The sequence below is a fragment of the Nodosilinea sp. LEGE 07088 genome, from assembly GCF_015207395.1.
GTDB lineage: Bacteria > Cyanobacteriota > Cyanobacteriia > Phormidesmidales > Phormidesmidaceae > Nodosilinea.
Genome location: NZ_JADEWX010000181.1, coordinates 1 through 11,423, shown reverse-complemented (window position 1 = coordinate 11,423; position 11,423 = coordinate 1). Strand labels below are relative to the sequence as shown.

Sequence of the window (11,423 nt, the reverse complement as noted above, 5' to 3'; positions counted from 1 at the left end):
GGTGGGCGATCATTACCTCTAGCTTGCGGATGCGATCGCCGCTGGGGTTGAAGTAGAGCTTGGCGACGTGGCCGGGCCAGTTGGTGTGCCACACCTGGCCCTCGCCACTGGTGGCCAGCAGCCGGGTCAGAGTAACCGACCGACTGTGGCCCACGCAGCCCAGAACTTGGCCTGCGGTACCTGCGCTTTTTGCGGTCTGGGTTATGGTCATTGGGCCTCAAGGGTAACCGGTAGGGGAAGCGTGTCAGGGTTTACCCTGCATGGGGCTAGGCGCTGGGAGCCAGGGGCGACAGGCTTTCACCAGCAACTACTATACGCACTGACACGGTGAATGAACGGCTCTGTGAAGAACTTAAGAGCAACATCAGCGCCTTGTTCATGCCCACACCCGCTGAACTGGATATACATCAAAAGCCGTGTCAACACTCACAACAGCTAACGAATGTGTAATTGCTTGAGCAACCAGCATCCGATCAAACGGATCTCGGTGGTGTAAGTAGCTGGGCCTAATTAAACTCAAGATGCTGGTGGGGGTGGAGGGGGTGAAACCCCCTGCCTGGGGGCGCAGCCCCCAAACCCTTTCTTACAATTAATTAGGCTTACCTACTTAGTGCAAGCCTCAAGTATTCCTCCGTGTTTGCAAACGAAATCGGTAATGTTTCAATCAGAAATCGTTCTAGGAGTCTCCTGAAATCAGCAAAAGCTATCTCCAATGTCAGCTTTCCAAGGTTGAGCTTAATGGCGATTTCCCATAAACTCGCAATACTGACGTAGAGACTATTATCGGGATCTTCAAGCAAATCAGCTACGCTTGACGGCAATTTCTCATCGTCTTGGAAATACCAGATAACGGTATGAGTATCGAGCAAGAGGTTCACACTTACATGTACTCCTTCATATCCTCAAGCGGCTCGTCAAAGTCTTCAGACATCCAGATCTTGCCTTTCAAAATTCCTAGGCCGCCTCGTTTCTCGGCTTTTGGCTCTGCGCCAACAGGCTTTTCTGCATAGCGTGCTGACAAAAACTCTATGTAGTGCAAAACCTCGGTTTGTAGAGATTCTGGCAGCGCCTCTAGCTTTTCTAGAATTGCGGGCTGGATCATTTTTGTTTCTCCTCAAAAGTTTTTACGAAAAATATGACGGCGATTCTGGGTTGACGACTCGATCTGATCCAGGAATGTTGGAGTTGTCTCTGACACCTCCATTATGAATCGCCCTTGTGTTCTACGGTGTCGGGCGTTTGCTGGATGATGTACATGGTATGGAGATCCATCTCTGTGAAGAATTGACATGATTGAATCTATCAGCCCTCGATGGTCGATGCCTGATTGGCTGTGCGGCGGCAGGCCCACTACAATTGAGCCATTGGTGGACGACTGCCTTGATCGCCCCAGCGAGGTTAACCCGATGGTTCAAACCCCCACTCAATACATTACCCAGCAAGACTTTGAGCAACTTTGCCGGGAGCAGCCCGATCGCCTGCTCGAACGAACCGCCCAAGATGACTTCAATCATAACCGTGGGAGCAGATGGGCGATAGTGCCGCTTGAGCCTGGTCTGCCAGGCGTTCTCGATAAATCTTTCTAAGACAGCCCTGCCCTAGAAGCCTGCCTCAGAAAGTATATGGATGCCTTGGGCAAGAACTTGATATTGGTTCACAGGTGAACGGGTACCCCTTACATGAGCGACTCGAAGTTCCAGCCATAATAGAATCAACCCCATAGCATGGAGGTGGCTTGCCCATGACAGAAATCATTCTCAGGTCTGTAGATGTGCCTAAAGTCGTCACCGTCATCCGCAACGCCATCGACAAAGAAATCTCGCGGCTAGAAAAAGGAACTGAGCGCTCCCTAGAGCGATTAAAGCAGTTTGAAGATCGATATCATGTCTCCTCTGCTGAGTTTGCCGAACGATTTGCTGCTGAAGACCTGGTCGGGAAAGATCTCGAATACGTTGAGTGGATGGGAGAGTACCGTCTTTTCGAACAGCTAGCCGAAGAGCTAACTCTGCTCAAAAATGTGACCTATGTCGCTTCGTGACCATCTCGAACGGGTCAGATCAGGCCTGCAGACCTTTGAAGACTATGGATTGTCGGAGCAGATCGACTTCTCCGCAGAGATTCGACCTGGTGCCCAGGCTGTGCTGAAAGCCGCCGTTAAGTTAATTGACACTAGCGAGCTCTACATTCGCGAATACCTGATTGAGGAAGGGAGCGTTCAGCAACTCAGCTATGCCTACCAACACCAGGCCCCAGACGGAACACTAATTTTTCGCTATGACAATGCCGCACATCGTCCACCGCTAGGTTTCGACCATCATAAGCACGACACCGATGGCAGCATTATTCCTGCGGAGCCTCCCAGTATCGAGGGTTTGGTTCAGGAAATAATTGATTACGTGACTCGCTAACCTCTTAAAGGTTTATAAAGAAGATGGCTGAGTTTCGCAATAACCCAGCCATCTAGCTTATTGCTAACCCAACTGCCGATAGCGCAGCAGGTAGCTAAACACCTCGCCCTGTTCTGGGGTAATCAAGATCCCCGACTCGGGGATCTTGAACTGACGGCTCCACTCCAGCCGTTCGGCGTACTGCACCAGGTGCAGATGGTTGATCGCCCCCCGCACCCCATCCGGCGAACCAATTACCAGATGCCTCAACCGCTCTCGTCCTGCCTGGGCGTCGGGAGAAGCAAGGCGCAAGGGATTCAGATCCCCGGTTTTTTGAAAAAACCGGGGATCTTGGCGCATAAAACACAACATTGGGGTTTCCTCCAAGAAACGAATGGGTAGGAAACCCAAAATTTGGCCGCTCCCAGACAACATGCGGTTCGGAGCGGCCACGAGTAAAATGCTACTCAACCTCAATTCGGGATAACGCCGTCCCCTCCTCTGGAGGGGTGCCCGGAGGGCGGGGTGGGTCAAAACTGCTACAGAGAGTAATCGGCTCAATACGGTGAAGTTCCGCCGATAGCCTTGATTGACCCACCCCTACCCCTCCCAGGAGGGGACAGTAAGCTTGCTTTAGCAGGAAAATTTCTTATCCCGAACTCAGGTTACTCAGCCTCCGAGACAGCTACTCCTGCCTTGGGGGTCAGCTGGTGGGTGTTGGTAGCACCTGCCAGTAGCGTTTGACCAAATTTTGGCAAGCTGTACGGTCACAACATCTCAATGGGTCGAGGCAAAAAAGCCAGGCGCAGTTTCATGGCTCAAAGGCGCAGGTCTATGAGCACGGGGCGGTGATCGGAGCCAACATCAGGGCCAACCCGGGCATCAACCACGGTCAATTCTGGGCTGAGCAAGCCATGGTCAATCGGAATAGCCAACAACTGCGTCATCCATCCGAGATGGTCCCCCACAGGCCAGGTTGGCAGCAGACCAAAGCCACGACGAACATTTCTGAGCCTAGTTTGGCGCTTAAGCCGCTGATAATACGGTGACCACATGCTGGCGTTAAAGTCTCCCATCAGCACTATGGGGCCATCCAGCGTTTGGAGATATTGCCCCAATTGGTCAAACTGTCGGTTGCGCGAATGAAAGGTATCTGGCCTCACTGGCGGCAGTGGATGAGTGCCCACCAGGGTAAGCACCTGCCCCTTTGCCGAAAGATTTGCCGTGATGCTGGGGGTACTGCTCTGAGCAAAATCGATCAGCTCTACGGCCTCTAGCGGGTAGCGGCTGTACACCACGATGCCAAAATTGCCGTCACTCGTTTCGCCTGCAAAGTGGGGCATTTGCGCCAAAAGGGTATCCAGATGGTTGACCCAGCGATCGTTGACCTCCATGAATAGAGCCAGATCGGGATTTTCTTGTTGAGCAAGATTGATCACGGCATCAAAGTTGCGATTTTGCGTATTGACGTTGGCAATCAGGATGCGAAAGTTCCCCTGATCGCGCGCACCCAAAAAGTGGAGGGGCCAGTACCAGGGCACTAGCTGAGTCGTCAAAGCGGCAACGCAGGCAATCCCAATCCAGATCGGCACCCGGCGACGGGTCAAGGCGATCGCGCTCAATCCAACCAGGCTCAAAACCCAGTACTGCAACTGAAAATGCGACAGCAACTCTAGATAAATGGGCCAACCGTAGCGGCTGCTAAGCAATGCGATCGCGGTAATCCCTACCACTGCCATCAGCATGAACCAAGCGAAAACGCTGACACTGCGGGACTGCTTTTGAGCCATACAGACAAAACCCCTGTTTACTACAAGCAGGGTACAAAACATTTGCTGAACTCGATGCCTTGGACAATACCCGTAGAGCGATGGCTCGAAAGACGGCACGAAACCGCTTAGGCTTCATAGCGGCAGAGCACCAGGGTTTTATCGTCATCGGTCTTTTGGTTGAGCCGCTCTGAGGTCAGAAAGCTGATCAGATAGGCGTCGTCGGCCTCAGGGTGAGGGGTTTCCCACAGGTATTCCTCCAGGGGGCTAAAGAAGGGGGCAAAGGGAGCCCAGTCTTTTAATCGCAGGGCGACCCGCTCGAGACCGTCGGTGGCGGCGGCAATAAATCGGGGGGGCTGCCCCACCACGGCGACCTGCATGGTGGCCAGGGCATTGGCGGCGGTAATAAAGGTGGTCTGGTTGGCAAACTCGCCGCGATCGGGCCGAAACAGCAGCTGATAGTCGGCATTAGCCGGCACCCCGCTCACCTCAGGTTGACCGTAGCTCATCACCATAAAGCCGTCGCCAATCTGCATCGCCGCCAGCCAGTCGGGGGTGGCCAAAAACGCTAGCAGGGTACAGGCCAAATCATCTGGCTCCCAGCCCTGGGCGTTGGCCCGTTGAGCGATCTGGGTTTGCGATCGCACCACCGCCTTAGTAAACACCCGGCGCATCAGCTCTGCTGAAGGCGCCTGGGGCCACCGCTGCCACGATCGCTGCCGCTTTTGCAGCCAGGCTTCGCTGCCAGCCAAATATCGCAAGGTCGTAGCCACCGCCAGCTTGGCTCCGATATCTGAGTGGCGGGCGCTACCGGCCCCATCGGCCACGGCACCAACGATCACCCCATGGCGATCGCGCTCTGCCCTGGGCGCAGCCACCACCACCGCCCCATAGTCTTGGCAGGGCTGTTGCTGCTCTTGATGACGGGTGCCGATGGCCGACCGGGCGATCGCTCTCCAACCCACAATGATGTCCAAAAAAACTCCAGCTTGTCCAGACCCTCATAAGGGCGCACCGCCGTGCGCCCCTACGTGGTGATTTGGCCCCACTCCACCGGGGGCAGCGCCAGGGCCTCACCCACCTTGCTACTCGACACCCGCTTCATTGACGTGCTCAGCCAGACAAACATGGGGCTAAAGTCGAGCCCCTTCAGCAGCAGCGGTGGCCGCTCCGCCGGAGCGATCTGGCTGAGGGTTTTCATGTCGGCCCCTTCGACGCCGACGGCAAAGAAGCAAAACTTACGGGCGGCCTCCCCGGCGCGAATTTTTTCCGCCGCCGCCTGCCAGACATCGGTGGGGGCCCCATCGGTAATCAGAAAAATCCAGGGCCGATAGTACTGAATGCCGTTTTCTTTGTAGGTCTCTTTGCGCGCTTCCAGCAGCGCTAGGGAGTAATCGATTGCTTCGCCGATGGGGGTGAGGCCGTCGGCCACCAGCTCTGGCGGCGTGAGCTGGTCAATGGTGGTAAAGTCTTGCACCAGCCGCACCGGCCCAAAGGCCACGATCGCCACCTCTACGCTGAGGGCCGCTTTGCTGTCCGTTAACGTATCTCGCTTAAACACCTCCACCCCCCGGCTGAGTTCTTGAATCGGCTCCCCCGCCATGGAGTTAGAGGTATCGAGTAGCAAGATCACCGGGCAGCGGTTTTCGGGGTTTTCAACAAATTCAGGTAATCCTACAGGCATGGCACATCTCCCTCGGATTCACGATGGGTCTCCACCAGGGTACTGCTCTCGAAGCGTATCGAATTTTACAGATTGTGATGACGACCCGAGAACGGCAGTGCCGACCGCCAATCAAATACATATCAAAAAGAGGATCCAGACACTGTATCTGGATCCTCTTTTGGGGTTAGTTTAACTCGGCCATAGGGGCCGGGTTAATCAGACCTTTTAGGGCTTAGTAGCCACCGCCACCGCGAGAGAAGCTGTCGCCACCGCCTCTGCGACCGCCGCCGCCGCCACCAAAGGAGCCGCCACCGCTACGATTTTCGCGGGGCTTGGCTTTATTGACTTTGAGGTCGCGGCCCATCCACTCAGCACCATCGAGAGCCGCAATAGCAGCATCTTCTTCGGCATCAGCAGACATTTCGACGAAGCCAAAACCGCGCATGCGGCCAGTCTCACGATCGGTGGGAAGCTGAACTCGCTTGACAGACCCATACTCTGCAAACACAGAGCTTAGATCTTCACTGGTAACGTCATAGGACAGGTTGCCTACGTAGATTGACATAGCTGGTCTCCAAAAATTAAAGGGCTTGTAGAGCAAAATTTCGGAGAGAAGTCTGTCAATGGAAAAACGGAAAAACTCGTTAGTACTAGAAACAAATGCTGCTAACCGATCTCTATATCTCTTGAGCAAGACTAGCACGTTTAAAAAGCAGGCGCCGGGGTAAACCGCTAAATTATTCTCCCCTGTGACCCTAAGGCTTTCTAACCAAGCACTGTGACAGGCCTAGTAGACCAGAGGTAAAGTTTTGTATCCTATTCCATACCGTCGCTATGAGACAATGGGGATTTGATGGGATCGAATCTTTATGCCTGCTGCTTACATTCAAGACGAGACTGAGTTTGATGCCCTGCTTGGCGCAGAGTCACTCTTAGTGGTAGATTGCACCGCCACCTGGTGCGGCCCCTGCAAGCTGGTGGCCCCGCTGATGGATCAGCTGGCCGATGAGTACGGCGATCGCGCCAAGGTGCTCAAGCTTGACCTTGACGCTAACCAGGCGATCGCCAAGCGCTTCGGCATTCGCAGCATTCCTGCCGTGATGTTTTTTACCGCAGGCGAGGCCACAGAAACCCTAGTGGGCGCCAAAAAGTATGAAGAATACAGCGCTACCCTAGATAAGTATTTGGCCTGATTTCCCCTGCTGCAAGCTAGAGTTTGGAGCGGGTTCTAGGCGGCAGTTGCCCCGGCTAGGGCAGCGGCTAGGAGCTTGCTTTTGAGCTTTCCTCAGGGCCATCACCAGCCCCAGTGCAAGATCTAGGCAGAACGTCCACACCCCCGTAGACTGGGGACAGCCGAGTGATCCAACAGTAGGGCGGGCGATATGGAAATTCTTTTTGTGGCAGCGGAGGCGGCGCCCCTGGCCAAGGTCGGCGGCATGGGTGACGTGGTCGGTTCGCTGCCCAAGGTGCTGCGCAAGCTGGGGCACGATGTGCGCATCTTTATGCCCTACTACGGCTTTATGCCCGACAAAGTAGATATTCCAGCCGAGCCGGTGTGGCAGGGCACCGCCATGTTCAACGACTTTGCGGTGTATGAAACCACCCTGCCCGAGTCAGATGTGCCGGTTTACCTGTTTGGTCACCCCGCGTTTGACCCGCGCAAGGTCTACGGCGGTGCCGACGAAAGCTGGCGGTTTACCTTCTTTGCCAATGGCGCGGCGGAGTTTACCTGGAACTACTGGAAACCCCAGATCATCCATTGCCACGACTGGCACACGGGCATGATTCCGGTGTGGATGAATCAGTCGCCCGACATTAAGACTGTCTTCACCATCCACAACCTGGCCTACCAGGGGCCGTGGCGCTGGGAGCTAGAGCGCATTACCTGGTGCCCGTGGTACATGCAGGGGCACAACACCATGGCGGCGGCGGTGCAGTTTGCCGATCGCGTCAATACGGTGTCGCCGACCTACGCCCAGCAGATTCAAACCGCCGACTATGGCGAAGAGCTAGAGGGGCTGCTGTCGTTTATTAGCGGCAAGCTCAGCGGCATTCTCAACGGTATTGATGTTGAATCTTACGACCCGGCGACCGATCGCTTCATTAGCAAGCCTTTTACCGCCGACAGCCTGGAAAATCGCCGCACCAACAAGGTGGCTATTCAAGAAGAACTGGGCCTAGAGGTCAACTCCAAGGCCTTTCTTGTTGGCCTGGTCGGTCGTCTGGTAGAGCAGAAGGGGCTGGATCTCATTCTGCAAATCTTGGATCGGTTTTTGTCGTATACCGATGCCCAGTTTATTTTGCTCGGCACGGGCGATCGCTACTACGAAACCCAGCTCTGGCAGATGGCCAGCCGCTACCGAGGCCGCATGGCCACCTACCTGCTCTACAGCGAGGGGCTGGGGCGTCGCATCTACGCCGGAGCCGATGCCTTTTTGATGCCCTCACGGTTTGAGCCCTGCGGCATTAGCCAGATGGTTGCCATGCGCTACGGCTGCGTTCCGGTGGTGCGGCGCACGGGCGGGCTGGTCGATACGGTGCAGCACCACGACCCCGAAAACCAGGTGGGCACCGGCTACTGCTTTGACCGCTACGAGCCCCTCGATCTCTTCACCTGCCTGATTCGCGCCTGGGAGGGTTACCACTATAAAGATGCCTGGCGCGCCCTCCAGCAACGAGCCATGGCCCAAGACTTTAGCTGGGACAAATCGGCAGTGGCCTACGTCAAGCTCTATAGCGAAATGCTGGGCCTTGACTATCGGGAGCAGCTGGCGCCGCCCCAGCTGGAGGTCGCCCCTGCGGACGAGCTCATCGCTCAGCCTGCGGCCACGGTAGATGGGGCGCGACCCCAGTCGTCGTTGCCCCAGTAGTCTGGGAGCCCTAGGATAGAGGGGAATATTGGGTACGGCTGTCTGTCACTTGTGAGCTTTTCGTGACGAGAGAATGTGGCAGATTAGCGATCGCGGTTACACGAGGCACCTATGGGTAACGGTTCGGCGACAGGCAATGTGGCTGGTCAGGCAGACGCCCCCAAGCGTCGTCATATCGTGCTGACCTCGCACCCCAGTCGGTCAGGGCTCAAAGGCCGTCCAGTGCAGTGGGGCCAGGTTGACCCGCTAGCGCGCGGTGCGATCGTGGCCACGGTGACCGACCCCAACCACCGCAACGCCATTGGCACCCACTCGGGCTCCTACGCGGTGTATCGGGCACTGGCGGTGGCCAGTGGTGTGCTTCAGGCTGACCATCGGCCCGATTTCACCAATACTGCTCCGACGATTGCCATTGGCCCCCACCCGAGCTGGGCCGACCCCGAAAAAATCGTCTCCCTCGACCCCTTTGGGGCGCTGGTGGGCGAGGTCTACCAAGAGTTAATGGCCCAGGGCATCGACATTCGCCCCACCATTGCCGTCACCCGCGCCCATATTCAGATGCCAGAGCTGCTGGAGGCGGTGCGCCAGGGGCGCATTAAAGAAGATGGTGTGATCGTGAAACCGGGCGGCGACCTGGTGGTGACCAAGGCGGCGGTGGAGCCGGTGTGGTATTTGCCAGGGGTGGCTGAGCGGCTAGGGGTGAGCGAAGATGACCTGCGCTACGCCCTGTTTGAGCAGACCGGGGGCATGTTCCCAGAGCTGGTGACGCGGTTTGATGTGAAGGTGTTTTTGCCCCCCATCGGCAGCATCACGGCCTATATCGTGGGCGATCAAGCGGCGATTACTGACCCGGAGCGGCCCTTGGCGGTGCGCGTCCATGACGAGTGCAACGGCTCTGACGTGTTTGGCTCTGACATTTGTACCTGTCGGCCCTACCTGGTGCATGGCCTGGAAGAATGTATCGCCACCGCCCAGCAGGGAGGCGCGGGCATCATTGTCTATTTTCGCAAGGAGGGACGAGCCCTGGGCGAGGTGACCAAGTTTTTGGTCTATAACGCTCGCAAGCGTCAGGAGGGGGGCGATCGCGCCGACGCCTACTTTGCCCGTACCGAGTGTGTGGCCGGGGTGCAGGACGTACGCTTTCAGGAGCTGATGCCCGACGTGCTGCACTGGTTGGGGGTGACCCGCATCGATCGCTTTGTGTCGATGAGCGATATGAAGTACAACGCCATTGTGCGATCGGGCATTGATATTGTGAAGCGGGTGGCGATCCCCGACGACCTGGTGCCCCCAGATGCACGAGTGGAAATCGAGGCCAAAAAGGCGGCGGGCTACTACACCGAAACTGCTGCGCCCACCGAAACCGATCTGGCTCAGGTGAAGGGGCGCGATCTGATTTAGCGGAGTGGCGATGATACCAGGCAACGATGGGATGGTGGGCAGTGCCCACCCGACGGGAGCGGTGGGTTATCTACAGAGTCCGGGAGCTATTCGCGATCGCACCCGCGCGCTCTTTGCCCTGGCCCTGGCCGATCGACTCCAGCACTTCCGCTATCACCCCGAGGCTCTGCCCGCCGCTGCCGCCTACGTTCTGGCCGTCATGCAGCAGCAGTACCCCCAGGGCGACATTCCCTTTCACTCGCGCTGGCGGCACTTTGAGGTGGCCGGTGCATCGAGGTTGGCGCGGCTAGAGCCCGAGCTATCTAAACTGCCACCCCTCGAACAGGCCCGCCTGAAGGTCGATCTGGCGATCACCAGCGTGCTGTTAGATGCCGGAGCCGGGAACCAGTGGCGGTATGTGGAACCTGGTACAGGGCTAGCGTTTAAGCGATCGGAGGGGTTGGCGATCGCCAGCTTTCACAGCTTCACCACCGGGCTCTTCTCCAGTCGGCCCCAGGCTCCCTGGCAGGCAGACGCTAGCGGGCTCACCCAGCTTACCCCAGCCCAGCTCGGCCCAGCCTTCCAGGTTACCGACGACAATCCCCTGCTGGGGCTCGAAGGCCGCGTTGCCCTCCTGCAAAAGCTGGGTCACACCCTCGGCCAATTCCCTGACTTTTTTGGTGCAGACCTACCCAGACCTGGGCATTTAGTCGATTACTGGCGGCAACAGGCTGAGGGTAATCGATTGTCAGCGGTGGTGATTTTGCAGACGATTGTGCAAGGGCTAGGCCCAATCTGGCCGGGAAGGGCCGAGCTGGAGGGTATCAACCTGGGCGACGTGTGGCCCCATCCCCAGCTGCCCGACACTGGCCCCGGCAGCAATCTCGTCCCCTTTCACAAACTCTCCCAGTGGCTCACCTACTCGCTGCTAGAACCCCTCCAAGACCTGGGTCTGACGATTACCGACCTCGATCAACTCACTGGATTGGCCGAATATCGCAACGGTGGGTTATTCCTGGATCTCGGCGTGCTCAGCCTCAAAGACCCTGCCGCCGCCGACCGGGCTCACCCACCCGATTCGCCCCTGATCGTCGAATGGCGTGCCCTTACCCTGTGTTTGTTGGATGACCTGGCCACTCACCTGCGCCAGACCCTCGGCCTGAATGCCGACACCCTCCCTCTAGCCAAAATTCTCCAGGGCGGCACCTGGACCGCAGGCCGCCAGATCGCCGCCGAGAAACGCCCCGGCGGTGGCCCCCCGATTCAGCTCGCCAGCGACGGCACGGTGTTCTAACGTTCAAAATTCAAAATTTTGAATTCTCAATTTTGAATTCACTAGATCCCATCCCCC

General features: G+C 57.0%; 15 protein-coding genes and 1 pseudogene. 7 read left to right on the top strand and 9 right to left on the bottom strand.

Translation table 11 applies throughout. The annotated features are described in order from the left end of the window. The 4 genes and pseudogenes from IQ254_RS25950 to IQ254_RS25940 all read right to left on the bottom strand — a co-directional run. On the bottom strand, positions 1–211 hold a 211-nt coding region (locus IQ254_RS25950), incomplete at its 3' end, for a hypothetical protein (protein WP_193969054.1). Positions 212–376: 165 nt separating this feature from the next. Continuing rightward, positions 377–496 (bottom strand): annotated as a pseudogene (locus tag IQ254_RS33950) (PIN domain nuclease); the annotation flags it as partial. Positions 497–599: 103 nt separating this feature from the next. After that, positions 600–878: a type II toxin-antitoxin system VapC family toxin gene (locus tag IQ254_RS25945; RefSeq protein WP_193969053.1), complete on the bottom strand. Its 279-nt coding sequence runs from the start codon at positions 876–878 to the stop codon at positions 600–602. Positions 879–880: 2 nt separating this feature from the next. After that, entirely contained in the window at positions 881–1,102 is a 222-nt protein-coding gene (locus IQ254_RS25940) for a DUF2281 domain-containing protein (protein ID WP_193969052.1), read from the bottom strand. A 304-nt stretch (positions 1,103–1,406) separates the two neighbouring features. Here IQ254_RS25940 and IQ254_RS25935 point away from each other — a divergent pair, with 304 nt between their 5' ends. From IQ254_RS25935 to IQ254_RS25925, 3 genes are all read left to right on the top strand, one after another. Then, entirely contained in the window at positions 1,407–1,586 is a 180-nt protein-coding gene (locus tag IQ254_RS25935; RefSeq protein ID WP_193969051.1) for a hypothetical protein, read from the top strand. A 155-nt stretch (positions 1,587–1,741) separates the two neighbouring features. Beyond that, positions 1,742–2,038 (top strand): hypothetical protein, encoded by a 297-nt coding sequence (locus IQ254_RS25930; protein ID WP_193969050.1) that lies wholly within the window; start codon positions 1,742–1,744, stop codon positions 2,036–2,038. Further along, positions 2,025–2,408, top strand: a complete 384-nt coding sequence (locus tag IQ254_RS25925; RefSeq protein ID WP_193969049.1) for a DUF6516 family protein — start codon at positions 2,025–2,027, stop codon at positions 2,406–2,408. Before IQ254_RS25930 ends, IQ254_RS25925 begins: the two co-directional genes overlap by 14 nt. A 63-nt stretch (positions 2,409–2,471) precedes the next feature. On the opposite strand, the gene IQ254_RS25920 is transcribed toward IQ254_RS25925, so the two are convergent. From IQ254_RS25920 to IQ254_RS25900, 5 genes are all read right to left on the bottom strand, one after another. After that, entirely contained in the window at positions 2,472–2,759 is a 288-nt protein-coding gene (locus tag IQ254_RS25920) for a hypothetical protein (RefSeq protein WP_193969048.1), read from the bottom strand. Positions 2,760–3,205: 446 nt separating this feature from the next. After that, the gene (locus tag IQ254_RS25915) at positions 3,206–4,177 is read right to left on the bottom strand and encodes an endonuclease/exonuclease/phosphatase family protein (RefSeq protein WP_193969047.1); all 972 of its coding nucleotides are present in this window, start codon (positions 4,175–4,177) and stop codon (positions 3,206–3,208) included. 107 nt (positions 4,178–4,284) lie between these two features. Next, positions 4,285–5,121 (bottom strand): PP2C family serine/threonine-protein phosphatase, encoded by an 837-nt coding sequence (locus tag IQ254_RS25910; RefSeq protein WP_193969055.1) that lies wholly within the window; start codon positions 5,119–5,121, stop codon positions 4,285–4,287. Positions 5,122–5,183: 62 nt separating this feature from the next. Next, a complete protein-coding gene (locus IQ254_RS25905) occupies positions 5,184–5,840 on the bottom strand; it encodes a VWA domain-containing protein (RefSeq protein WP_193969046.1) in 657 nt (218 codons plus the stop codon). Between the two features lie 214 nt (positions 5,841–6,054). Beyond that, positions 6,055–6,387, bottom strand: a complete 333-nt coding sequence (locus IQ254_RS25900) for an RNA-binding protein (RefSeq protein ID WP_193969045.1) — start codon at positions 6,385–6,387, stop codon at positions 6,055–6,057. A gap of 304 nt (positions 6,388–6,691) precedes the next feature. Here IQ254_RS25900 and IQ254_RS25895 point away from each other — a divergent pair, with 304 nt between their 5' ends. From IQ254_RS25895 to IQ254_RS25880, 4 genes are all read left to right on the top strand, one after another. After that, positions 6,692–7,015 (top strand): co-chaperone YbbN, encoded by a 324-nt coding sequence (locus IQ254_RS25895; RefSeq protein WP_193969044.1) that lies wholly within the window; start codon positions 6,692–6,694, stop codon positions 7,013–7,015. A 189-nt stretch (positions 7,016–7,204) separates the two neighbouring features. Continuing rightward, positions 7,205–8,692: a glycogen synthase GlgA gene (gene glgA, locus IQ254_RS25890; protein WP_193969043.1), complete on the top strand. Its 1,488-nt coding sequence runs from the start codon at positions 7,205–7,207 to the stop codon at positions 8,690–8,692. A 111-nt stretch (positions 8,693–8,803) separates the two neighbouring features. After that, positions 8,804–10,093, top strand: coding sequence for a GTP cyclohydrolase II (locus IQ254_RS25885; RefSeq protein ID WP_193969042.1), 1,290 nt, complete (start codon positions 8,804–8,806; stop codon positions 10,091–10,093). Between the two features lie 10 nt (positions 10,094–10,103). Then, positions 10,104–11,366, top strand: a complete 1,263-nt coding sequence (locus IQ254_RS25880; protein WP_193969041.1) for a URC4/urg3 family protein — start codon at positions 10,104–10,106, stop codon at positions 11,364–11,366. The last annotated feature ends 57 nt before the right edge of the window (positions 11,367–11,423 follow it).

What these genes read in the sequence shown, in the direction of transcription:
- IQ254_RS25880 (WP_193969041.1), top strand. Translation starts at nt 10,104, where the DNA reads ATGATACCAGGCAACGATGGGATGGTGGGCAGTGCCCACCCGACGGGA.
- IQ254_RS25930 (WP_193969050.1), top strand. Translation starts at nt 1,742, where the DNA reads ATGACAGAAATCATTCTCAGGTCTGTAGATGTGCCTAAAGTCGTCACC.
- IQ254_RS25940 (WP_193969052.1), bottom strand. Translation starts at nt 1,102, where the DNA reads ATGATCCAGCCCGCAATTCTAGAAAAGCTAGAGGCGCTGCCAGAATCT.
- IQ254_RS25905 (WP_193969046.1), bottom strand. Translation starts at nt 5,840, where the DNA reads ATGCCTGTAGGATTACCTGAATTTGTTGAAAACCCCGAAAACCGCTGC.
- IQ254_RS25935 (WP_193969051.1), top strand. Translation starts at nt 1,407, where the DNA reads ATGGTTCAAACCCCCACTCAATACATTACCCAGCAAGACTTTGAGCAA.
- IQ254_RS25900 (WP_193969045.1), bottom strand. Translation starts at nt 6,387, where the DNA reads ATGTCAATCTACGTAGGCAACCTGTCCTATGACGTTACCAGTGAAGAT.
- IQ254_RS25915 (WP_193969047.1), bottom strand. Translation starts at nt 4,177, where the DNA reads ATGGCTCAAAAGCAGTCCCGCAGTGTCAGCGTTTTCGCTTGGTTCATG.
- IQ254_RS25895 (WP_193969044.1), top strand. Translation starts at nt 6,692, where the DNA reads ATGCCTGCTGCTTACATTCAAGACGAGACTGAGTTTGATGCCCTGCTT.
- IQ254_RS25885 (WP_193969042.1), top strand. Translation starts at nt 8,804, where the DNA reads ATGGGTAACGGTTCGGCGACAGGCAATGTGGCTGGTCAGGCAGACGCC.
- glgA (WP_193969043.1), top strand. Translation starts at nt 7,205, where the DNA reads ATGGAAATTCTTTTTGTGGCAGCGGAGGCGGCGCCCCTGGCCAAGGTC.
- IQ254_RS25925 (WP_193969049.1), top strand. Translation starts at nt 2,025, where the DNA reads ATGTCGCTTCGTGACCATCTCGAACGGGTCAGATCAGGCCTGCAGACC.
- IQ254_RS25920 (WP_193969048.1), bottom strand. Translation starts at nt 2,759, where the DNA reads ATGTTGTGTTTTATGCGCCAAGATCCCCGGTTTTTTCAAAAAACCGGG.